This window comes from Euzebya pacifica (genome assembly GCF_003344865.1).
GTDB classification, from domain to species: domain Bacteria; phylum Actinomycetota; class Nitriliruptoria; order Euzebyales; family Euzebyaceae; genus Euzebya; species Euzebya pacifica.
Genome location: NZ_CP031165.1, coordinates 1,854,824 through 1,877,255 on the forward strand (window position 1 = coordinate 1,854,824; position 22,432 = coordinate 1,877,255).

Below are 22,432 nucleotides of genomic sequence, written 5' to 3' on the forward strand. Positions count from 1 at the left end.
GGGAGCACCAGTGCACCCATCGCCACAATCGTCGAGAAACGCCAATCGTGTCGAGCGGCACCCGGCCGGCACCCCCGCGGCACCCGGCCGGCACCCCCGCGGCACCCGGCCGGCACCCGGGCGGCGCGTGGCCGGCACCCCCGCCGCACCCGGCCGGCACCCGAGCGACACCCGGGCGGCGCGTGCCTCGCTGCCTGGGTCAGTAGCCGAGCGCCGGGTCGACGGGGCCGATCAGGGGGCGGTCCTCGCCCAGTCGCCGCACGTTGGCGGTCACCCGGGCGCTGACCAGCGGCACCGCCATCGCCTCGGTGTTGGCGGTGTGCGGCGTGATGATCGCGTTGTCCAGCGTCCACAGGGGATGGTCGTCGGGCAACGGCTCGGGATCGGTCACGTCCAGGCCTGCCCCAGCGATCGTGCCCTCGCGCAACGCCGTGACCAGGTCGTCGGTGACGACGTGCTGGCCACGCGCGACGTTGACCAGCCAGGAATGGTCGGGCATCGCCGCCAGCGCTTCCTCGTCGATCACGCCCCTTGAATCCTCGGTCAGCGCCAACGCCAGCACCACCAGGTCAGCGCCGTCGAGCGCCTCGAGGGTCCGGTCGGGGGTCACGACGCGGGCGGCGCCGTCCAACGGCTCCCCGGACCGGCGCACGACGGTGACATCGGACTCGAACGGGCCGAGCAGCCGCAGGAAGGACTCGGTGATCCCGCCGCCCCCGAGGACCGTCACCCGCCGGCCGATCAGCGAGGTGCCCCACTGCGGACCCCACCCGCGGGCGGTGACCCGTCCGGGCAGGCCGCGCAGACCCGCCAGCGACAACGCCAGCGCGTGCTCGGCGACGGGGTCGGCGTAGACCCCCTTGCCGCACAGCCACGTCCGCCCGTCGTCGAACAGCCCGAGGGCGGCGAACTCCTCCACCCCGGCCCACAGCAGCTGCACGACCTCGATGTCGGGGTTGGCCGCGAGCACGTCGCTGACGCCAGCCGCGTCGTTGGGGTCGGTCCAGACGAGCATGCGTGCTTCCTCCGGCGCCACGACCTCACCACCCCCGGCGACGACGGCATCGAGGAGGTGCGGTCGCAGTCCCTCTGGCAGGACCGCAACCGGCACGGGGTTGGACGGCATGTCGGGCACGAGGTGCAGATCGGGCATGGCGACCATCCTGCCCCGGCCCGAGGCAGAACCGTCAGGCCAACGGGTCGGTACGGCAGTGGTTGCGCTGCGACACGCCGCACGCCGGCTGGCCGGCCTGCCCGGCGTACACCTGGGGGACCGGGGCCGACACCGCGACCGGCAGGACCAGCGCGGAGGGGAAGTCGGCGCCGGAGTGGATCGTGACCCGGGCCGGGGTCGGGTCCAGCTGGAAGCCCTCCAGCTGGGGAACGGCCGTGGGCGCCTCGACCCACATGCGCAGTCGCGAGCCCTCGCGGACGACGTGGCCGAACGGCAGGACCTCGACCCGGACCAGTGACGGTTCGGTCATCGACAGCGGGGCCACGTCGGCCTCGCGGTGGGTGTGGACCGGCAGGAGCGCCGTCGACCGGGCACGGTCCAGCTGGCGCTGCGACGCTCGCAGCCAGCCCTGGTTGACGAAGACCTCGGTCCCGTCGGCCCTGACCTCGGTCAGGGTCACCTGCAGGTCCACGTTGGGGGCCGTCGCGGTCAGCCACAGGTCCGCGGACGCCGAGCCGAGCAACGCCACGTCCTCGGTGTAGGGCAGCGACGTGAAGGCCGCGAACGTCCCCGGGGGAGGGGAGTAGCGGTCCCACGTGGTCACGGTCTGGTAGTCGCTGCCCAGCGTGGTGCCGTCGGCGATGCCCTGGGTACCTGCAGCGTTGTGCAGCCAGCTCGTGCTGCCCGCGACCGTGGTGCCGCCGAGGCCACCATCGGCTGAGAGCGGCTCGACGTGCGCGACGGCCTGATCGCCCCAGCCGTCGAGCTCGGTGACCCAGCGCGGCGCGGTGGTCTCGCCCTGCTCCCAGAACACGCTGACGGAGGGTTCGGCCAGGTAGTCCTCGAGGAGCGTGCCGTCGGCCAACACCTCGGGGGCGACCAGGTGGGCCTCGAGGAACCGGTCGAGCTCGGCCATCTGCGGCCCCTCCCGGTACGTGCCGTGGTCCCCGTTGGACAGCACCGCCCGGTACGGCACCCCCAGCTCGTCCAGGGTGGCCAGGAAGTGGGTGTTGCGGCTCATCAGCTGCTCGTCCTGCCACGACAGCGCCTGGTAGACGGGGACGTCGATGCGGTCGGCATGGGTGAGCGGCGAGCGCTCGGCGTGCAGCATGACCTCGTGGGGGTGGGTCTCGGCCTGCAGCAGCGGGTTGTCCGGCGCGTTGGTGGCGTGGTGGCGCTGGTTGGCCAGGCACGTCGCGTCGCCGGCCAGCGACTCGCCGGGGGCGGCCAGCACACCCGGGCCGGGCTGGGAGATGAAGGACCACAGCGCGGCGAAGGCGTAGTTGGTGATGCCGCCGGGGTTGGCGATGTCTCGGTACACGTCGGCGTAGTAGTGGCCGGGAGAGATGGCGGCCAGGTGCGGGGGCTGCGTCTCGGCAACGAACAGCTGCGTGATGCCGGGGTAGGACTTGCCGATCATGCCGACGCGGCCGGTCGACCACGGCTGCGCGGCGGCCCACTCCACGACCTCGTAGCCGTCGTGGGCCTCCGCGGGCTGGAAGAAGTCGAACGTGCCGCCCGAGCAGGAGGTCCCGCGGAGGTTCACCCCGAGCAGCGCGTAGCCGTCGGGCAGGTACCGCTCGGCATAGCCGGCGTCGGGGTCGGCCCCGGCGGCGTAGCCGTCGTAGGTGAACAACGTCGGATGCGGCTGGTCGTCGTCGGGCCGGACGACCTCGAACGCCAGCTCCACGCCATCGCGCATGGTCAGGTAGCCCCATTCGCGGACCGCGTCGACGCCACCGATCGTTTCAACGGATGTGCCGATGACCCGAGCGGTCGTGTCGTGGCCGAACGAGCGGGGCACGTCCGTCCACGCCGTCGAGACCGGAACCCCATCGGGGCAGCCAGCGGTCGGACCCGCCGCCTCGCGGGTGGCCACGGCCAGGCCGCAGCGGTCGTCGGCGACCGGCACGCGCAGGACCGAACGGGACAGGTCGACGGTGGCGGTGTAGCCCGTCCCGGCCGGCAGGGTCGCGCTGTCCGAACCGGACACGGTCAGCCGAAGGGTCGACCCCTCGTCGAGCGTGACGTCGAAGGGGTAGGTGCGGATGCGGTACGGGGTCGGGTGCCCCGGCGTGACGGGGATCGGGTTGAGCAGGGACTCGCGGTGGACCGCCGACAGGTAGCCGCGAACCAGCTGGCGGGTCTGCCCGGAGCTGCGGACCTCATCGAGGCGGACGGCGAAGTGCCCGTCGGGCCGGTCGAGGGCGATCACCGCGTCCAGGTAGGCCTGGCCCGACAGGTGGCGCGACGGGGTGGGCAGGTCGACGCTCCACTCGCCGTCCTCGCCGAACGTCACCGTGCCCTCGCCCAGCGGCAGCTCGACCTCCGAGCCCATCCCGCGGAAGGAGTCCACGGCCCGCCAGGCGTTGTCCTCGTCCTGGACCTGCACCTCGGGCCACTCGGTGATACCGGTGTCGAGGCCCATCAGCTCGTGGTCGAACCAGGCGTGGACCGTGTCGTACCAGTCATCGCGCGCGATCGGGTCGGCCGCGTCGTAGGGGTACTTGTGCGGCCACTGGCCGATGATCGCCCGACGGAAGGTGGGGATCTCGTCGAACCACCCGTCGAGGTTGATCGGGGAGACGGTGAAGTCCTGCAGGCCGGTGACCATCAGCATCGACGCGGTGATGTCGTCGACACCGGCGCGGAACTCGCGCTCGGCCCAGTAGTCGGTCATGTCGCCGCGCGGGTCGGCGCCGTTGGCGAAGTTCTCGGGCTGGCAGGTGTGTCGCTCGAACCGGCGGGGCATGGCGCCGACGTCGCCGGGCACGTCCAGGTCGTACAGCTCGTAGGCGGTCGCCGACAGCACTCCGTTGAGCGCCAGCGGCACCCCGTCGAAGTAGGCCACGTCGTACAGCCCGGCGATGCCGGCGACGCTGACCATGGTCTCGAGGCCACGCGGGTCCAGGACGGCACCGGCGTGTTGGGTCTCGGCGTCGTAGGACTTGCCGTAGGACCCGACCTTCCCCGACGACCACGGCTGGTCGGCGAAGTGCTCGACGAGGGTGGCGAAGTCCTTGGCCTGATTGGGGCCGTCCTGCTCGCCGCAGCCCCCGGAGTTGCCGGTGCCGCGGAGGTCCGACAGCACGACGGTGTAGCCCTTGGGGGTGAAGAACTCCACGAGGTCCAGCGAGCGGGTGTCGTCGCCCAGCAGCAGGCCGTTGTAGTACGGCGAGTGCACGAGGATGACCGGCGTGGCGACCCCGCCGGTGTCGGGCCGGTACACGCGGGTGTGGAGCACGACGCCGTCGTGCGCCTCGACCTCCACGACCTCTGGCGTGGTGACGACGTCGTACTGGTCGACCGACAGGCCCGCGGGGGCGAACACCAGGGCACCGTCCCCCGACGGCTGCGCGGCGGCAGGCAGCACCGACAGGAGGAGGACGAGACAGGAGAGGAGGACGGTCGATCGACGCATGTCGTGGGTGTTCGACACGCGGGCCCCGAACTCCTTGCCGCCGCGGCCGTGGCGATCGATACCGTGCCGGCCGAGGGGTGCGCACCGTCACCCCGGCTACGCTCGGCAGTGCCATGTTCACCGACCTCGTCAAGATCAACGTTCGCGGCGGCAAGGGTGGTGACGGTGTCACCTCCTTCCGACGCCAGCCCTACGAGCCCAAGGGGCCGCCCGAAGGCGGCGACGGCGGCGACGGGGGTGACGTCGTGCTGGTCGCCGACGAGGGCCTGTCGACCCTGATCGACTTCCACTTCCGTCCGCACCGCAAGGCCGGCAACGGCGTCAACGGGTCCGGTGACCTGCGGCACGGCGCTCGCGGCGACGACGAGGTGCTCGCGGTCCCCGTCGGCACCGTCGTCAGCGACGCCGAGACCGGTGAGGTCATCGGCGACATGGTCCACGACGGCCAGCGCCTGCTGATCGCCGAGGGCGGACGCGGCGGCCGGGGCAACGCGGCCTTCCGGACCCGCCAGCGGCGCGCACCGCGGTTCCACGAGTTCGGTGCCGAGGGCGACGAGCAGTGGGTGCAGCTGGAGCTGAAGCTGATCGCCGACGTGGCGCTGGTGGGCTTCCCCAACGGCGGCAAGTCCTCCCTGATCTCTCGCCTGTCGGCCGCCAAGCCGAAGATCGCGGACTACCCCTTCACGACCCTCCAGCCCAACCTGGGTGTGGTCACCGTCAACGACGAGTCGTTCGTCATCGCCGACGTCCCCGGCCTGATCGAGGGTGCCGCCGACGGCAAGGGCCTGGGCCACGAGTTCCTCCGCCACGTCGAACGGGCCGGTGCGCTGGTCCACGTGCTCGACTGCGCCTCGGGGTACGCCGCCGAGGTCGTCCGGCCGGGCACCGACGACATCCCGGCGCGCCGCTACGAGCAGCGCAACCCCATCGACGACCTCCACCAAGTCCTCGACGAGCTCCGCTCCTACATGCCCGAGATGCTCGACCGCCCGGCGATCGTCTGGCTCAACAAGGTCGACGTCGACCCGGACATGGCCGAGCTGGTCAAGCCGGAGCTGGAGAAGGAGGGCTGGGAGGTCCTCATGGGCAGCCCGGTGACCGGGCAGGGCCTGGACCCGCTGCGTTACCGGCTGGCCGACCTCGTCCGCCAGGCTCGCGCCGAACGTGCCGACCCCGACCACCCCGACCCGGTCGAACGACCCGTCCTGCGCCCCCGCCAGGTCCGCAACGAGAAGGACTTCACGATCGAGCGGGTCGCCCTCGGCGGCGACGAGTACGGCTGGCGCGTCCACTCCGACCGCCTCGAGCGCTGGGTCGCCCAGCTCGACCTCGGCAACGAGGACGCCGTGGACTACCTGCAGGGTCGCCTCAAGCGGGCGGGCCTGGAGACGGCGCTGGCCGAGGCGGGTGCCCACCCCGGCGACGACGTCGAGCTCGGCGGGGCGGTCTTCGTCTTCCAGCCCGAGGACTGGGCCGGCGACGATGACGACTGGGACGACTGGGACGGCAACGACGACCGAGGACAGGACTGGGAGGTCGACGAGACCCCGATCGAGATCGACCTCGCCGACGAACCCGACGACGACCCCTACGAGGACGACGAGGACGACAAGGACGACGAGGGCGATGGCTGACCGGCGCTACGACCCTGCCCGACGGGTCGTGGTGAAGGTGGGTTCGTCCACCCTCACCGCCGAGGACGGCGGGCTGGACCGCCAGTGGGTGGACGACCTGTGCACCCAGCTCGCCGCACTGCGGGCCGACGGGGTCGAGGTCGTGCTGGTCTCCTCCGGGGCCGTGGCCGCCGGCCTCCGTCCGCTGGGACTGACGCAGCGGCCGACCGACCTCGGCCGGCTCCAGGCCGCCGCAAGCGTGGGGCAGGGCGAGCTCGTGCACGCCTACGCCGCCGCGCTCCGCCGGCACGGGTTCGTCGCCGGTCAGGTGCTGCTCGTCCCCGACGACCTCGTCACCCGTGACCGCTACCTCAACGCCCGGACGACCTTCAGCGAGCTGCTGGCGATGGGTGCGCTGCCGATCGTCAACGAGAACGACACCGTCGCCACCGAGGAGCTGCGGTTCGGTGACAACGACCGCCTCGCCGCGCTCGTCGCCTCCATGCTCGGCGTGGACCTGCTGATGCTCCTCTCCGACGTCGAGGGACTGCACGACGGCCAGCCCAGCGCCGGTGCACCGGTCATCAACGAGGTCCACGACCTGTCGACCCTCGACGACCGCCATCGCGGTGGAACGGGCTCGGCGGTCGGTTCCGGCGGCATGGCCAGCAAGCTCGACGCTGCCCGGGTCGCCACCTTCAGCGGGGTGTCGTGCGTGATCGCCCGGGGCCGACGGCCCGACGTGGTCCTCGACGTGGCCCGCGGCGAGCAGGTCGGGACGTGGTTCCCGCCGGCCCGCAAGCGCCCGGACTCCCGTCGGCTGTGGCTGGCCTTCGCCCATCAGCCCGCCGGCAGGTTGCACGTCGATGCCGGTGCGGTGCGGGCCCTCGCCCAGCGCGGCTCGTCGTTGCTGGCGATCGGTGTGACCGCCGTCGACGGCACGTTCGAGCGAGGTGACGCCATCGACGTGGTCGGCCCCGACGGCCACCCGGTCGCCCGTGGCATCGTCGCCTACGACGCCGCGGAGGTCACCGCCATGCGCGGGCGCTCGACCGAGCAGCTGACCGACGAGCAGGGGGACGCGTTCGCCGCCCCGATCGTGCACCGCGACGCCATGGTCGTCACCGCGTGACCCGAGCGGGGGTGGACGGGACGCGGCGAACCCGACGTGAACCTGCGACGCTGGAGTCCACGATGGATCGTGGTCACCGCAGCCCCCGAGTCCTCACCGCGGTCGCGGTGCTGGCTGCGTTCCTGCTGGTCGCCGCGGCCCCGCCCAACGATCCGCTCGTCTCCCAGCAGGCCCATCTGACCATCGTCGGGGCGTTCGACGCCTGGGACACGAGGCGCGGCGAGGGGGCGGTCGTTGCGGTGCTCGACACCGGCGTCGACCTGGACCACCCCGACCTGGCCGGCCGCCTGGTGGAGGGCATCGACCTGGTCGAACCCGACACCCCGCCCGACGACCCCCAGGGCCACGGCACCATCGTGGCCGGCGTGATCGCCGCGGTCGCCGACAACGGTCGTGGGGTGAGCGGGGTTGCGCCGCAGGCCATGGTCATGCCGATCCGTGTGCTCGACGCCGGAGGGCGGGGCACCTCCGACATCGTCGCCGACGGCATCCGACATGCCATCGAGCAGCAGGTGCAGGTCATCAACCTGTCCCTGGCCGAGGTCCAGTCCGAGGACGACGACGAGGACGAGGGAACCACCGGACCCCCGTTGTTGCCCGGGGTGTCGCTCGTGCAGGACCGCGAGGTCATCCGGGCGATCGAGGAGGCCGACGAGGCCGGCATCCTCGTGGTGGCCGCCGCCGGCAACGACGGCCGCGCCTCCACGCCCTACGACGCCGACGTCCCCGTCCTGGTCGTGGGCGCCACCGACAGCGACGACGTGCGGTGGGAGGAGTCCAACCACGACGACCGCACGCTGTTCGCCCCGGGCGTGGCGATCCTGTCCACGTGGAGCGAGGGCCGCTATGCCCGGTCCGACGGCACCTCCTTCGCCACCCCGATCGTGGCGGCCGGCGCGGCGATGCTGATGGGTGCCGGCGTGTCGGCGGAGGACACCGTCACCCGCCTGGTCGACACCGCGGTCCGGTTGGAGGACGATCAGGAAGCGGAGGTGGGGTTGGGTCGCGTCGACCTGGCCGCCGCCGTGCAGGGCGTCGATCCCGCTCCGCCGACGACCCCTCCGGCGGTGACGACGCCGACCCCTGCGCCGGCCACCACGGCGCCGGCCGCCTCCACCCCGGCCCCGACGGACGGCGTCGAGGTGGTGGAGCCCGTGCAGGAGGTGACCGAGCCCCCACCGGCGCCGGCCCAGGTGACCGAGCCGCCGCCCGACATCACCCAGGCCGCTCCCGTGGCGACCACCCCGCCGCCGACGGCGGTGGCGCTCGAACCCGTCGAGGTGGTGACGGTCCCGACCACGATGCCCACGACCCCCTCGGCCACGCCGGCCACGTCGGCGGAGGACACAGCGCCGGGCCTGGCCGTCGACGAGCAGGACCGTGGTCCCCTCATCACCGTGGCCACGATGTTGCTGGGCGTGGACGTGCTGCTGGCCGGCTGGGTCCTCGCCGGCCGTCGCACCTGAGCGGCGCTGCCGGCCCGCCTCAGTCGGTGGGCGTCGGCTCGGCGGCTCCGCCTCCGCGCGACGGGGACGCCTCGGCGATCAGCAACGCCAGCCGGCAGCGCATCAGCCCATCGCTGGTGCGCGGGTCCAGCCCGGCGCGTTCGACGAACCGGTCCAGCCGGTAGGCGACGGTGTTGGCGTGCACGTCGATCGCCTCGCCAGCAGCGACGAGCTTGCCGTCGGCACGGATGTAGGCGTCGACGGTGTGGGCCATCTGCGGGTCGGCGCGCAGGGCGGCGACGGCGTCGCGGACGAGCGGCTCGACGCGCGACAGCTCACCGCTGGAGACACACGCGAACCAGTCGTCGGCATACGCCAGCCGCGACCGGCCGAGCGCCGAGGCAGCCGCGTGGGCGAGCTCGGCATCCCGCACGGTCTCCTTGGCGCCCGACAAGCCCGGACGTGCCATGCCGATGCCGACGGGGTCGTCGACCAGGTCCAGGGGGAACGCGCCGTCAGCGGTGGCCACGGTCAGGAGGAGGACGCGGTCGGGCCGTTCGACCATCACGACCCCGTCTCGGCACGAACGGAGCGGATCGTCGCCCTCACGCGGGGGACGGACCGCCGCGACGAACGTGGCGTCCGGGTCCAACCCAAGGGCGGCTGCCTCGTGACGGGCCTGCGTCTCGGTGGCCGGCAGGCCGGCGAGGATGTCGAGGAACCCGGCGGATCGTCGTCGGGTCCGCGCGACCTGCTCGCGGGCCACGTCGTGGTGGGCCTCGGTGACCACCGAGGACACGGTGTGCATCATCGTCCAGAAGTGGCGCGACAGGCTGAGCAGGTCGGTCACGGTCTCGTGCCCCTGCTGCATGGCACGGTCGCTCAGGGCGGACCAGACCTCTCCGAAGGCGACCTGCATGGCCTCGACCAGCTGGTCGACCGGCAGGGCCTGCATGGCCCGGCGTTCGCCCAGGGCCCGTCGCGTCTGGATCTCCTGCTGGGTCGGCTCGCGATCCTCCGCCAGGACGCGGACGAGCATGCCGGTCGTGGCGCGCACCGACCACCACAGGTCGTCGCGGGGGACGGCTCGGCCGGTGTAGGAACCCAGGCGCGTCTGGATCGTCCGCACGACGGACTCCGTCAGCTCGTCGACGTCGTGCAGCAGCTCCGCGGCAACCCGTGATGCGGGGCGGGTGGCCACGGCGACCGGTTCCGCAGAAAGCGCCGTGTCGTCGAAGCGCAGCGGGTCGAAGGTTCGGCTCACGCGCCTTCATGCTGCCACACCGCCGGGAGCCGTGGCGGCGGGCCGGTCACCCCTCTGCGGCGAGGGCAGCGATGCCGTCGAGGACACGGTCGATGGCGAAGGCGAACACCTGGTCGCCGTCGACATCCGGCCAGACACCGGCCACGGCCCTGAGGTTGGGGAAGCGCTCGTCGGCAGCCGACGTCAGCTGGTCCATGAACGTGCGCTGGGCCTCCGGCGTCGCGCCGAGCACCTCGTCGGCGCTCCGCTGCATGAGCGTGTCACCGAGGATCGTCGAGAACAGCACGCGATGGGCCTGGACCGCCTGTTCGGGGGTGAGGCCGGCCGTCAGGAACGCGCCCATGATGGTGTTCAGGACCTGCAGCATGGTGTCGGTCCGGATGCCCGAGGCCATGGCGACCTCGACGATTCCGGGGTAGCGCACGAAGACCCTTCGCACCTGCACCGCGGCGTCGCGCAGCGTGCGGCGCCAGTCCTCGGCGTGGTCGATGGGGTTCACATCGGCGATCAGCCGGGCCATGACCAGCTCGGTGAGCTCGTCGATGTCGCCGACGTGGCGGTACAGCGACATGGGTGCGCGACCGAGTTCGCGCGCCACCCGCCGCATGGACAGGGCTTCCATGGTCTCCCGCTCCACGATCACGAGCGCCGCGTCGACGATCGTGTCCTTGGTCAGGGGAGCAGCGGTCCTGGTCGACTCGGTCATGCGTACACCGTACACATTCTCGCGCGTACGGTGTACGCTATTCGCGTCGCACCGTCACGATCGGTGCGCTGCCCGCTCCGGCGCCATTCCTCCTGCGACCCCTGTGCTCGCGTCCGGACCGGTACCCCCAGAAAGGTCTCCTGCCTGTGAACGCCCTCGTCATCGCCCTGTCCCGAGCCGTCAGGCGCGCACCGGCCGTCGTGCTGGTCGTCGCCCTGGTGCTGACCGCCGCCATCGGTGCCGTCGGCTTCCCCAGGATCGAGCAGGGGGGTGGCAACGAGGGCTTCAGCCCCGACAACCCCGAGCTGCTCGCCCAGCAACGTGTCCAGGAGGTCTTCGGTTCCTCCGGTGACGTGGTCCTGCAGGTGCTGCTCCGCGCCGAGGAGGGCGGCGACGTCCTGTCCGCAGCCGGGGTGCAGGCCACCCTGGGCATCCAGCAGGCCGTCCAGGCCAGCGAGGCCGGTCAGTACCTGGTGCAGCGGCCCGACCAGCCGCCGCTGATCTCCCCGCTGCTCGGCGTGCTCCAGGCCGCGGGCGCGCAGGGCATCGACCCGACCGCGCTGGACGACGCCACCGTCGACCAGCTGTTCGCGGCCTCGTTGGCGCAGATGCCCAGCGAACAGGCGGGCTTCGTCACCGGCTTGTTGCCGGCGTCCGCGGGCATCGACGCGGCCACCCCGGTCGAGCAGCCCGAGTCACCCCTGGCGCTGGCCATCCTCTTCCTCGACAGCGAGGCCCTTCCTGCCGACGACGTCGAATCGGCCGAGGTCGTGCAGGACATCGCCGCGATCATCGAGGGCGTCGAGGTCGACGGCGTCACCCTCGAGCCGTTCGCCTTCGAGCTGCTGTTCGCCAACCAGGACAGCTTCACCGACGAGATCGGCCGGCTGTTCGCGATGGCCATCGGGATCATCCTGCTGATCCTCGGGTTCGTCTACTTCTCCAAGCCGCAGGCGGACGGCAGCTGGTTCACCTCGATCCGCCGCACGGTCGCCGACGTCGCCACGACCATCGCCGTGATCATGATGGCCATCATCTGGGTGCAGGGCTTCGCCGGCATCCTCGGCCCGCAGGGGCTGGGGTGGATCGACGCGCTGGCCGAGCCGGCGCAGCTGCTGCCCGTCCTGCTGGTCGGCCTGGGCGTCGACTACGGCATCCACATGACGTCGCGCTATCGCTCCGAGGTCGCCGAGGGGTCGGTGCCCGACGCGATCGGCACGGCCACGAAGACCGTCGGTGTGGCCCTGGTCCTGGCGACCGTGACCACCGCCGTCGGCTTCCTCACCAACCTGACCGCCCCCGTTCCGGCGCTGGCGGACTTCGGCGTCCTGGCCGCGGTCGGCATCGTGGCCGCCTTCGTCCTGATGCTGACGGTCTTTCCGTCGCTGCGCCTGCTGCTGGACCGTCGTGCCGAGGCCAAGGGCACGCTGCCCCGCCAGACCCTCTCCTCCAACAGCGAGGGCCTGCTGCCACGGATGATGGCCGGTGTCTCGGTCTTCGCCGAGCGGCTGGCCGTGCCCACCCTGATCGTCACCGCTGGCATCGGCGGCGTGCTGGGCGTCATCGGCCTGATGAACGTGTCCACGGAGTTCTCCTTCACCGACTTCCTGCCCGAGGACGACCCGCTGATCGTCACCTTCGACACGCTCACCGAGGAGTTCGGTGGCGGCGCGGGCGAGACGACGACGGTGGTGATCGACGGGACCATGACCCCCGAGGCCCACAACGCCCTCGTCGCCGCCCAGCAGGAGCTGGCCGGGGTGGCCGACGTGCAGGTGTTCGGCGAGAACGCCCAGGCGACCTCGCCCGTGACCGTCCTCGCCCAGGTCCTTGCCAGCCTGCAGCCGGCGGACCAGGCCGCGCCGAGCGCAGGCCTTGCCACACCGGTGGACCCGGCCCTGGCCCAGCAGATCGCCGGCATGCTCGAGCCCGGCGGCCTGACCGTCCCGGCCGACACCGACGTCGAGGCCCTCTACGACCTGCTGCTGCAGGCCGCCCCGGACGTCGCCGGCCAGGTCATCGCTGCCCAGGACGACGTGGTCCGCGTCAGCGTCTCCACGGCCGCCGGCGAGGAGCGGGCGGTCGCGCTCGGCGAGAACCTCGACGCGGTGTTCGCGCCGGTCGAGGCCGAGCTCGGCGGGGACAGCGTCGTCGTCACCTCCGACGGGATCATCTCCAGCCGCATCGTGACCAGCCTGCGCGACAGCCAGCTCCGCTCGCTGTTCATCGCCGTCCTCGCCGCCATGGTGCTGCTGGTCCTGAACTTCTGGGTCACCGAGCGTCGTCCCATGCTCGGTGTCGTCACCATCGCCCCGGTGGCGCTGGTGGTCCTGTGGACCTTCGGCATGATGGCCGCCACGGGTGTCCCGGTCGGCCCGGTCACCGCCACCATCGCTGCCCTCGCGGTCGGCATCGGCGTCCCGTACACGATCCACGTGTCGCACCGGTTCAGCGAGGACCGCGAACGCTTCGCCACGGCGGAAGAGGCGATCCGATCGACCGTCAGCCACACCGGTGGGGCGCTGGCCGGCTCGGCCATGACCACGATCGCCGGCTTCGGCATCCTGGTGACGTCCTCGCTGGTCCCGTTCCAGCAGTTCGGCCTGGTGACCGTCTACTCCATCGGGTTCGCGCTCATCGCCTCCACCGTGGTGCTGCCGGCGATGCTGGTCCTCTACGACCGTTCGCGCCGCCGCCGCGAGGGCGACCCCACGCCGCCAGCGGCAGGACCGACCGACGGCGGCGAGGCCGACGCGTGGTGGACCAAGCCACCCGCCCCGGAGACCGCCGTGTCCGGCGGCTGACCCCGTCGGGCCGGGGTCAGCCCTTGGGGAACGCCGGTGGGCGCCTGCCGCGCCAGGCGGCGTCGTCGGCGACCTGCAGGACCATCTCGGTCAGCATCGCTGGCGTGACCTCGAGCAGGCGCCAGATCTCCACGGCCATGCCGAGGTCGGAGGTCCAGCGGGCGACGACCTCGTCGTCGTCGCGGTCGACCTCGACGAAGAGCACCCGCTTGGGCGTCATCTGCCGGGTCGACAGCTTGGCGATGAACTCCTCGCCGGACTCCGTCCAGCCGGTCCGCACGATGAACGAATCGGGCTTGCTGGCCTTGAGCTGGTCGGCCACGGACTTGAGGTGGGCGGCGAGCTCGGCGTGGCGGGCGTTGCGTGCCTCGTCCTGGTCGCGCTCGGCCTGCTCGGCCTCCTGCCGCAGCCGTTCCATCTCGGCCTCGGCCTGCTGGCGCTGCGCGGCCAGCTCCTCGTTGTTGGACAGCCTTGCCTGCAGGGCATCGGAGAAGTCGCTCATGGCCGCCCACTCTAGGACGGCCACCCACCGCCACCGGCCCAGGCACGGGCGACGAATGGGCGATGGCTGTGGACGGCCCCTAAACTGACCGGAGTCATTGACTGCACTGCACCGACACCGCCGCGGACGGACGACACGCCGCGGCCGAAGGGACGCTCCAGCGTGGGAACCGAGTTCGCCGGCCTGCCCGACACCGAAGCCCGCCTCGAGGCGGTGGGTTACCTGCCCTCCACCTCCATCGCGACGGTGACCTACCTCGCCGACCGGCTCGGCAAGCCCGTCCTCGTCGAGGGACCGGCTGGCGTCGGCAAGACCGAGCTGGCCAAGGCGGTCGCCGCCGCCAAGGACGCCCGGCTGATCCGACTGCAGTGCTACGAGGGGCTCGACGAGGCCAAGGCCCTGTACGAGTGGAACTACTCCAAGCAGCTGCTGCGCATCCAGGCCGCCGGCGAGGGGCGGGCGTGGGACGAGACCCACGACGACATCTTCGGGCGCGAGTACCTGCTGACCCGCCCGCTGCTGGAAGCCATCAGCGTCGACACCCCGACGGTCCTGCTGATCGACGAAGTGGACAAGGTCGACTTCGAGTTCGAGGCGCTGCTGCTGGAGATCCTGTCGGACTTCCAGGTCACCATCCCCGAGCTGGGCACGGTCGCCGCGGTCCACCAGCCCTACGTCGTCCTGACCTCCAACTCCACCCGCGAGCTGTCGGAAGCGCTCAAGCGTCGCTGCCTGTACCTGCACATGGACTACCCCGAGATCGAGCGGGAGAAGGCCATCGTCCTGCAGAAGGTGCCCGAGGTGCCCGAGCAGCTCGCCGAGCAGCTCGTCCGCGTGGTGCGGAGCCTGCGCAACCTCGAGCTGAAGAAGGCCCCGTCGATCTCGGAGACCCTCGACTGGGCCCGGACGCTGCTCGCCCTCGGCTTCGACACCATCGACGCCGACGTCGCGGCGTCCACCCTCAACGTGGTCCTGAAGTACCAGGCGGACCTGGAGAAGGGCCTCAAGCACCTGTCGGTCCCGCCGGACCCCTCCCTCAACTAGGCGCGGCCCGATGACGTCCATCACCCCGCCGGACCCCCAGCTGAAGGGCCTGCAGGCCCGGCTGCTGGACTTCCAGCACGCCATGCGCGACGCCGGGGTGCCCGTGGCGATCAGCGACGGCATGGACGCCATGCGGGCGGCCGGGGTCGTGGACCTGATGGACCGTGACGTGTTCCGGGAGTCCCTCGCCGCGACGCTCACTTCCTCGGCCAGCCACCGGATGGCGTTCGACACGTTGTTCGACATCTACTTCCCGCGCACCCATGCCCTGCCCGACGAGGACGAGGCACCCGCCGGCAGCGCACCGGGGGAGGGGGACCCACGCGACATCCAGGACTTCCTCGCCGACCTGATCGACCAGCTGATGCAGGGCGATGACGCGGCGCTGCGAGCGATGGCGCGCGAGGCCGTCGCGTCCTACGGCCGGGTCGAGAACGCCGACGGGTCCCAGTCGTACTTCGCCTACCGGGTCTACCGGAACTTCAACCTCAAGGGGCTCCTGCGGCGGCTGATGGGGGAGGCCGGCATCGAGGACGACGACGACCTCGTGTCACGCCTGATGGCCGATGAGTTCGAGGCCCGACTGCGTCGGTTCCGCGAGGAGATCGACGCCGAGATCCGCCGACGACAGGTCGAGCAGCGCGGCCCCGAGGCCATCGCCAAGCGGGCGGCACGTCCGTTGCCCGAGGACGTCGACTTCTTCTCCATCACCGCCGACGAGCAGGCGCACATGCGCAGGGCCGTCCGCCCGCTGGCCCGCAAGCTGGCCACGCGGCTGGCGGTCAAGCGCAAGCGGGCCCGCGACGGGCAGCTCGACATCCGCAAGACCCTGCGGCGGGCGCTCGGCAGCGGTGGGGTACCGATCGACCCCGCGTTCCGGGCCAAGAAGATCCACCGGCCCGAGCTGGTGCTGATCTGCGACGTGTCCGGATCGGTGGCGGCGTTCGCCAAGTTCACGCTGATGTTCACCCACGCGCTGCAGGGGCAGTTCTCGCGGGTGCGGTCGTTCGCGTTCATCGACACGTGTGACGAGGTCACCCACCTGTTCGCCGACGGGGACTTCTCCGGCGGCATGGCGCGGATGCAGACCGAGGCCGACCTGGTGTGGCTCGACGGCCACTCCGACTACGGGCACGCCTTCGAGGTCTTCGCCCGGAAGTTCCGGTCGGCGCTGACCCCCCGCTCGACCGTCATCGTGCTGGGTGATGCCCGCAACAACTACCGGGCGGCCAACACGTGGGCGCTGAAGGAGATGAAGGAGCACTCCAAGCGGCTGTTCTGGCTGAACCCCGAGCCGGCGGTGCAGTGGGACTCCGGCGACTCCGTCGCCTCGGACTACGCGTTGGTCTGCGACCGGATGGTCGAGTGCCGCAACCTCAACCAGCTGGCGTCGTTCATCGAGACCATCGCCTGATCACCGCCTGATCACCGCCTGATCGTCCGGCTGGGGGAGCGGTGGTCAGCCGCTGAATCCCGGTCCGGCCGGGAACTGGTGGCCCATCGCGTGCATGACCTGCTGCGCGACGGCCAGGTCCCGTGGCTGGAGCGCCACCTGGTCCCACAGGATCGCGATGCGACGCGGGTTGGTCGGGTCGACGGCGACAGGTACCTCGCTTCCCCGTACCGCGGACAGGACCTGTGGGCCCCGCAGGCTGCGGAACACCCGCACCGTCACCGGGCCCCGCGCCGGATGGACGAGCTCCAGGTCCAGGCGGAAGACCTGGCTGATGACCGGACCGTACTCGCCCGAGCGGCTGACCGACCGGGTGGCCTGGACGTCGGCCAGCCGCGCCATCGTGCGCTGACCCGACTGGGCCAGCCCCCTCGGCGCCTTCAGGCGACCGCGCCGACCGGCGAGCACCGTCCACAGGACACCGATCGCGGTGAAGCCCGCCCCCATGGGCAACGTCACGAACGACGTGAGCGGCACGGTCTGGGACGTGACGACCAGCCCGGCCCCGACCACCAGGAACACGAGTCCCCCGATGGCGTAGACGTTGACCGCGAAGCGTGGCTTGAGCACTGCGAACCCCTCAGCTCGACGACGTCCTCACGCTACGCCCGTGGAACCTGCTCGTGAAGGGCTGATCCGAGACGTCACTGATCGGTCATCGCCACGGTCCGATGCGTGATCCACGGGGCAACTGGGAACCACCGCGACCATGGACACCGACCACACCCTGGACCGCCGCCCCGACGGCGTGGACGACGCAACCGTGAGGGCGCTCGGCACCCTCGGCGAGGCCGTGGAGGCCGTCGAGCGGGCCCGCGGCCACCTCTACAGCTTCCACCAGCTGTGCGGCACGGCCGACCTGAAGATCGGCGAGGCCGTCGAGCAGCTCCGCGAGGCCGGCCACGACGAGGTCGCCGACGAGCTCGAGCGCGAGATCATCGGCCGCAACGTCCTCGAGGGCCGGTGGTCCTTCCAGATCGTGGAGGAGTACGACGACGGCTACTGGTCGGCGGTGCGGGCCGCCCACCGCGGGGCCATGGACCACCTCGCCGGCGGGGTCCGCCACATCCACGAAGCGGAGATGAAGGCCCGCCGCATCACCTCCGGCCACCCCGACCACCGCTCGACCCCCCAGCACTGACGCGTGTCGGATTCCGGGCCGCCCGTCGTGATTGCCCGACACGCGGGGGTTGGGTGCTCCGGCGACCGCGTGGCGCGTGTGGCCAGTGTGGCTGGTGGGGGTGGTGTTGAAGTCACCGCCGTGTAGTTAGACTCGGGGGGCATGGCAGCGCACCGGCCACGACGCCTCGGGATCATGGGCGGGACGTTCGACCCCATCCACCTGGGGCACCTCGTCACCGCCGATCAGGCGCGCGTCGATGTCGGACTGGACGAGGTCGTCTTCGTCCCCGCGGGTGCGCCGTGGCAGAAGGCCCACGACGTCACCTCCGCCGAGCACCGCTACCTGATGACGGTGCTGGCCACCGCCGCCAACCCGCACTTCTCCGTGAGCCGCCTCGAGGTCGACCGGCAGGGCGACACCTACACCGTCGACACCCTCCGCGACCTGCGCGACCGGCTGACCGACACCGAGCTGTTCTTCATCACGGGCGCCGACGCCATCCTCAACATCCTGACCTGGAAGGACGCCGAGGAGGCGATGCGGCTGGCCACGTTCGTCGCCGCCACCCGGCCCGGCTACGACCTGTCGGCCCTCCGCGACCACGACCTGACCGAACGCGTCATGCTGCTGGACGTCCCGGCGCTGGCCATCTCCTCCTCCGACGTCCGTGCGCGGTTCGCCGCCGGTCGACCGGTTCGCTACCTCATCCCCCGCGAGGTGGAGGAGTTCGCGCGCAAGCACGGCCTCTACGGCACCACGGGCCGAGGCCTTGCGGCAGCGGACGTGAGGGGTTGAGATGGAGACCCTGGATCCACCCGTGACCGACACCGACACCGAGCAGCCGATCGACGACCCCGCCCCGCGACAGCGCCGGGCGGGCGGCCGTCGTTCCCGCCGGCAGGCAGGCCGACGTCGAGCACAGAAGGCCGCACGTCGCGCCAAGCGCCTCCAGCGCCTCGCGTCGGTCATCGCCGCCGTCGGCGTCGGCGTCGCGCTGGTCGTCATCGGCTCCGTCCTCCTCGACCGGGAACCCACCGAGACCCCCACAACCGCGGAGGAGGGGCCGACCGCGGTCGCGGCGGTCACCGACGGCAGCGCCGCGCTGCTGGTGCGCACCTCGCCGTGGACACCGAGCGGTGACAGCACCGGCACCAGGGCCGTCGGGATCTCGCTGCTCGCCAACGACGCCGAGGCTGGCGCGTCGGTGATCTTCCTCCCCTCCGACCTGCTGGTGGAGATCCCCGGCGTGGGGCTCGATCGCCTGGGCCTGGCCCAGCAGTACGGCGGGACCGACCTCACCGTCGCCACCGTCGAGAACGCCCTCGGCATCGAGCTCGCGGGTGGCCTGGCCATCGACGATCGACGCCTGGGCCGCATGCTCGACCGGATGGGCGGCGCGACCGTCGACGTCGACCAGCAGCTGGTCGAGCGGTCCGACGACGGCACCGGTGTGCTGGCGTTCGAGGTCGGTGAGCAGCACCTCCCCGGTCCGCGCCTCTCCCAGCTGTGGTCCTTCCAGCAGCGCGGCGAGACCGAGCTGGACACCTACAGCCGCCAGCAGACGGTCCTCGAGGCGGTCCTGCCGCTGCTCGCCGACGACGGGATCCGCGACGAGGTGCTGGCCGACGACGTCGGTGGCATCGACACCGACCTCGACCCGTCGGCGGTCTCCAACCTGCTCGACGGGCTCGGCAACGCGATGGCTGACGGCCAGCTGACGTTCCACCTGCTACCCGTGACCCCGCTCGGCACCGCCGACGAGCAGCTGGCCACCAGCTACCAGATGCGCAGCGGCGACGTGGACGACCTGATCCTCCAGCAGCTCCCCGGCGCCATCCCCGAGGGTGGCGGTGCGGAGGCGGTCCCGATCCAGGTCCTCAACGGCGTCGGCGTCCCGGGCGTCGGCCAGCGCGTCGACGCGGCGCTCGAGGGGCTCGGGTTCCGCATCGTCCTCAGCGACAACGCACCGGACTTCGACCACGCCGTGACCCAGATCGTGATCTACGAGGAGACCGCGGCCATGGTCGCGGCAGCCGAGCAGGTGCGGGCAGCCATGGGCGTCGGTACGATTCTGGTGAGTCGCCAGCCCCAGAGCGTCGTGGACCTGACCATCGTCGTCGGCGCTGACTTCACGGGTGGCGACGACCGGGTACCAAGCGGCTTGTGAGTCGTGTCGTTGCCCGTTGCCACGGACCTCGACCCAACACGAAAAGCCGACTTGCCGATCTCCACCGAAACCATCACGACCACCGGTGACGCCGACCTGGACCGCATCCGCGACCAGGTCCTGACTGCTGCCGAGGCCGCCTGCGAGAAGCTGGCCAAGGACGTGGCGATCATGCACGTCGGTCCGCTGGTCGGTATCACCGACTACTTCCTGGTGTTCTCCACCACCAACGACCGTCAGCTCGGCAGCGCCGTGGACGAGGTGGAGCACCAGCTCCGCGAGCGCCACGCCCGCAAGCCGATCGGTCGCGAGGGGCAGAAGGAGTCCGGCTGGGTCGTGCTCGACTTCGGCGACTTCGTGGTGCACGCCTTCACGGCGGCGCAGCGCGATGTCTACGAGCTCGAACGGCTCTGGAGCGACGCGCCGCGCGTGCCGTTCACCGATCCGGCCGCGGCAGCCGCCGACGGCTGAGGACGAGGAACCCGGTTTGGGTGAATCGGCAGATGTGCTGCTACACTGCCGAACCCGCAACGGGGCTGTAGCTCAATTGGTAGAGCGCTACTCTGGCAGAGTAGAGGTCAGGGGTTCGATTCCCCTCAGCTCCACGAACGACCCGCCGAGAACCGGCGGGTCTCGTCGTTTCGGGGCGGCCGCCTCGCGTCACCGGCCGGCCGCTCCGCGCAGCAGGGCATCCACCGCCGGGCCGGTCACGATCGTGCGATCCGTGGCGTAGACGTGGTGGTTGTCCGCCACGTGGTCGAGGTCGTAGCGGTAGCTGCACATCGTGCCGAACGCCCGCTGCATCCCACGGGGGGAGGGGTCGGCGTCGGGCAGGATGCGGTCCAGGATCGCCCCGTTGCCCAGATGGAACCGGGCGACCGGATCCAGCGGTTGCCCGTCGTCGCGCCTGGCCCGGACCAGGTACGCGGCGGCCTGGACGGCCGGGTCCTCCGCTGGCTCGTCGGTCCAGCCGGCCAGGCCGGTGATCGGCGACAGCGTGCAGAACGTGGTGACCTGCGGGAGGTCAGCGGCGATGGTGGCCGCCACCTGCTTGATGAGGAAGTTGCCCAGCGACACCCCGCGCAGGCCTGGCTGGCAGTTGGAGATCGAGTAGAACACCGCCATCGTCGCGTCCTGTTCGGGCAGGGCGTCACGGTGGGTCTCCAGGACCGAGGCGATCGTCGTCGGCAGGGTGTCGGTCAGCGCGACCATGACGAAGATGAGCGGCTCGTCCGGCATCGCCGGGTGGAAGAAGCCGTAACAGCGACGGTCGGAGGGCCGTACCCGGGCACGAAGGTCCAGCCAGTCCGACACCTCGTGCACCGCCTCGTTGGTGGCGATCCGCTCCAGGACGAACGCCGGGGTCGTCCAGTCGATGCGGCGGAGCTCGAGGAACTCACGGGTGAACCACGACCGCAGCAGGAAGCGCAGGTCGAGGTCGACCCGCTGGAGGTCCGGCTCGTCCCCGAGGGCGACCAGCAGGTCCCGGCGCAGGTCGACCAGCGCCCGTGTGGCGCCGTGGGCGAGGTGCAGGCGGCGCAGCAGCTCACGACGTGGAGGCTTCGTGGCCCGCAGCAACGCTTGGAGCCGCTCCGGGGTCTGCGCGTGGTCCCATGCGCTGGCGGCGGCCACGACCGCAGCCGGCACGGGGTCCAGTGGCCGTCCGAGGCCGATCAGGACCGCGCGTCGTCCGGCGTCGTCCAGTCCGCGGTACCCACCGAGGATCCGTTCCGCGATGCTGGCCTGCACCCCCTCGCTGTCGGCGTCGAGAAGGGCCTCGCACTGGCGGAGCACGGCATCGGGGGTGGTCGGTGGCGTCACGTCCGCAACCTACCGCCCGCCCGTCCCGGTCACCTTGTCGGCCCGGTGTCGTTCTGGGAGGGTGTGCCGTCAGGATCGGGCTCGAAGGGTGAGAGGGAGGGGACCTGGCGTGCGGAGGACAGGACGGGCCGTGATGGGTGCCGTCCTGCTGCTCGTCGTGGCGTGCACGGGCGAGGACGACGACATCGACACCGTCGCGATCGACCCCGACGTGACGGCCGTCGACCTGCCCGGGGCACGGGTGTCGACCGACGGTGGCGTCGAGGATCCGGACAGCAGCGCCGCCCGGTTGCTCGAGGCATCACTGTGCGAGCGGCTGATCTCCGACGACGACGTCCTCGATGCGTTCGGTTCCGTGCCGCAGGCGCCGCCGTCGGCCACCGTCGAGCACGATGATGCGCTCGACTTCGTGACGTGCAGCTGGACCGTCGCCGACCCGATCCACACCGTCGTGCTGCAGGTGGAGGTGGCGCGGGACGACGTGACCCGGTCGTTGTTCGCCAGCGGCCGGGCTGATCCGCTGGGAACCCCGGTGGAGGGGGTGGGGCTCGTGGCCACGGTGTCGGAGACCGGGTCCTGGAACGTCGACGTGACCGAGGACGTGCGCTTCAGCTACTTCCCGATCGCCGCGACCGAGGCCCCCGACGCCGACCGCGAGCTGGTCGCGACCGTCGCGGCGAACCTGGAGCAGGAGCTCGACTGACCGTCCGGTCCTGCCGTGGCCGACCGCGTGCCGCCGATGTCGCACCGTCGACCTACCGTG

At 71.6% G+C, this 22,432-nt stretch carries 18 protein-coding genes and 1 tRNA gene; 12 read left to right on the forward strand and 7 right to left on the reverse strand.

Going from position 1 to position 22,432, the window contains the following annotated elements; genetic code table 11:
• Window positions 1–199: 199 nt before the first annotated feature.
• Together DVS28_RS07720 and DVS28_RS07725 are read right to left on the reverse strand one after the other, a co-directional pair.
• Entirely contained in the window at window positions 200–1,153 is a 954-nt protein-coding gene (locus tag DVS28_RS07720) for a D-isomer specific 2-hydroxyacid dehydrogenase family protein (RefSeq protein ID WP_216826465.1), read from the reverse strand.
• Window positions 1,154–1,187: 34 nt separating this feature from the next.
• Window positions 1,188–4,595 carry a CocE/NonD family hydrolase gene (locus DVS28_RS07725; protein WP_216826466.1) on the reverse strand — a complete coding sequence of 1,136 codons (3,408 nt, stop codon included), beginning with the start codon at window positions 4,593–4,595 and terminating at the stop codon, window positions 1,188–1,190.
• A 113-nt stretch (window positions 4,596–4,708) separates the two neighbouring features.
• On the opposite strand from DVS28_RS07725, the gene obgE reads away from it, so the two are divergent.
• From obgE to DVS28_RS07740, 3 genes are all read left to right on the forward strand, one after another.
• Window positions 4,709–6,229: a GTPase ObgE gene (gene obgE, locus DVS28_RS07730; RefSeq protein WP_164710136.1), complete on the forward strand. Its 1,521-nt coding sequence runs from the start codon at window positions 4,709–4,711 to the stop codon at window positions 6,227–6,229.
• A complete protein-coding gene (proB, locus tag DVS28_RS07735) occupies window positions 6,222–7,340 on the forward strand; it encodes a glutamate 5-kinase (protein ID WP_114590956.1) in 1,119 nt (372 codons plus the stop codon). Before obgE ends, proB begins: the two co-directional genes overlap by 8 nt.
• Before the next feature lie 62 nt (window positions 7,341–7,402).
• Window positions 7,403–8,806: a S8 family serine peptidase gene (locus tag DVS28_RS07740; RefSeq protein ID WP_164710138.1), complete on the forward strand. Its 1,404-nt coding sequence runs from the start codon at window positions 7,403–7,405 to the stop codon at window positions 8,804–8,806.
• A 19-nt stretch (window positions 8,807–8,825) separates the two neighbouring features.
• Here DVS28_RS07740 and DVS28_RS07745 read toward each other — a convergent pair whose 3' ends face one another.
• Together DVS28_RS07745 and DVS28_RS07750 are read right to left on the reverse strand one after the other, a co-directional pair.
• Window positions 8,826–10,049, reverse strand: a complete 1,224-nt coding sequence (locus DVS28_RS07745) for a PucR family transcriptional regulator (protein WP_114590958.1) — start codon at window positions 10,047–10,049, stop codon at window positions 8,826–8,828.
• 46 nt (window positions 10,050–10,095) lie between these two features.
• Window positions 10,096–10,755, reverse strand: a complete 660-nt coding sequence (locus DVS28_RS07750) for a TetR/AcrR family transcriptional regulator C-terminal domain-containing protein (protein WP_114590959.1) — start codon at window positions 10,753–10,755, stop codon at window positions 10,096–10,098.
• A gap of 146 nt (window positions 10,756–10,901) precedes the next feature.
• Here DVS28_RS07750 and DVS28_RS07755 point away from each other — a divergent pair, with 146 nt between their 5' ends.
• Window positions 10,902–13,559: an efflux RND transporter permease subunit gene (locus DVS28_RS07755; protein WP_114590960.1), complete on the forward strand. Its 2,658-nt coding sequence runs from the start codon at window positions 10,902–10,904 to the stop codon at window positions 13,557–13,559.
• 16 nt (window positions 13,560–13,575) lie between these two features.
• Here DVS28_RS07755 and DVS28_RS07760 read toward each other — a convergent pair whose 3' ends face one another.
• Complete coding sequence (locus tag DVS28_RS07760; protein WP_114590961.1) at window positions 13,576–14,061, reverse strand: hypothetical protein; 486 nt, start codon at window positions 14,059–14,061, stop codon at window positions 13,576–13,578.
• 162 nt (window positions 14,062–14,223) lie between these two features.
• Here DVS28_RS07760 and DVS28_RS07765 point away from each other — a divergent pair, with 162 nt between their 5' ends.
• Both DVS28_RS07765 and DVS28_RS07770 read left to right on the forward strand, forming a co-directional pair.
• Window positions 14,224–15,105: an AAA family ATPase gene (locus DVS28_RS07765; protein ID WP_114590962.1), complete on the forward strand. Its 882-nt coding sequence runs from the start codon at window positions 14,224–14,226 to the stop codon at window positions 15,103–15,105.
• Between the two features lie 10 nt (window positions 15,106–15,115).
• Window positions 15,116–16,519 carry a vWA domain-containing protein gene (locus DVS28_RS07770; protein WP_114590963.1) on the forward strand — a complete coding sequence of 468 codons (1,404 nt, stop codon included), beginning with the start codon at window positions 15,116–15,118 and terminating at the stop codon, window positions 16,517–16,519.
• Between the two features lie 45 nt (window positions 16,520–16,564).
• On the opposite strand, the gene DVS28_RS07775 is transcribed toward DVS28_RS07770, so the two are convergent.
• Window positions 16,565–17,128, reverse strand: coding sequence for a hypothetical protein (locus tag DVS28_RS07775; protein ID WP_114590964.1), 564 nt, complete (start codon window positions 17,126–17,128; stop codon window positions 16,565–16,567).
• Window positions 17,129–17,267: 139 nt separating this feature from the next.
• Between DVS28_RS07775 and DVS28_RS07780 the strand changes: the two genes are divergently transcribed.
• The 5 genes from DVS28_RS07780 to DVS28_RS07800 all read left to right on the forward strand — a co-directional run bounded on the left by DVS28_RS07780 (window position 17,268) and on the right by DVS28_RS07800 (window position 20,453).
• Entirely contained in the window at window positions 17,268–17,699 is a 432-nt protein-coding gene (locus DVS28_RS07780) for a hypothetical protein (RefSeq protein ID WP_114590965.1), read from the forward strand.
• Between the two features lie 141 nt (window positions 17,700–17,840).
• Window positions 17,841–18,476 (forward strand): nicotinate-nucleotide adenylyltransferase, encoded by a 636-nt coding sequence (gene nadD / locus DVS28_RS07785; protein WP_114590966.1) that lies wholly within the window; start codon window positions 17,841–17,843, stop codon window positions 18,474–18,476.
• A 22-nt stretch (window positions 18,477–18,498) separates the two neighbouring features.
• Complete coding sequence (locus tag DVS28_RS07790) at window positions 18,499–19,848, forward strand: LCP family protein (protein WP_164710140.1); 1,350 nt, start codon at window positions 18,499–18,501, stop codon at window positions 19,846–19,848.
• A gap of 51 nt (window positions 19,849–19,899) precedes the next feature.
• Window positions 19,900–20,319 carry a ribosome silencing factor gene (gene rsfS / locus DVS28_RS07795; RefSeq protein WP_216826467.1) on the forward strand — a complete coding sequence of 140 codons (420 nt, stop codon included), beginning with the start codon at window positions 19,900–19,902 and terminating at the stop codon, window positions 20,317–20,319.
• A gap of 61 nt (window positions 20,320–20,380) precedes the next feature.
• Window positions 20,381–20,453, forward strand: a tRNA-Ala gene (locus DVS28_RS07800).
• A gap of 55 nt (window positions 20,454–20,508) precedes the next feature.
• Here the strand turns inward: DVS28_RS07800 and DVS28_RS07805 are convergent.
• Window positions 20,509–21,669, reverse strand: coding sequence for a malonyl-CoA decarboxylase domain-containing protein (locus DVS28_RS07805; RefSeq protein ID WP_114590968.1), 1,161 nt, complete (start codon window positions 21,667–21,669; stop codon window positions 20,509–20,511).
• Between the two features lie 109 nt (window positions 21,670–21,778).
• Between DVS28_RS07805 and DVS28_RS07810 the strand changes: the two genes are divergently transcribed.
• Window positions 21,779–22,372, forward strand: coding sequence for a hypothetical protein (locus DVS28_RS07810; RefSeq protein ID WP_216826468.1), 594 nt, complete (start codon window positions 21,779–21,781; stop codon window positions 22,370–22,372).
• Window positions 22,373–22,432: the final 60 nt, after the last annotated feature.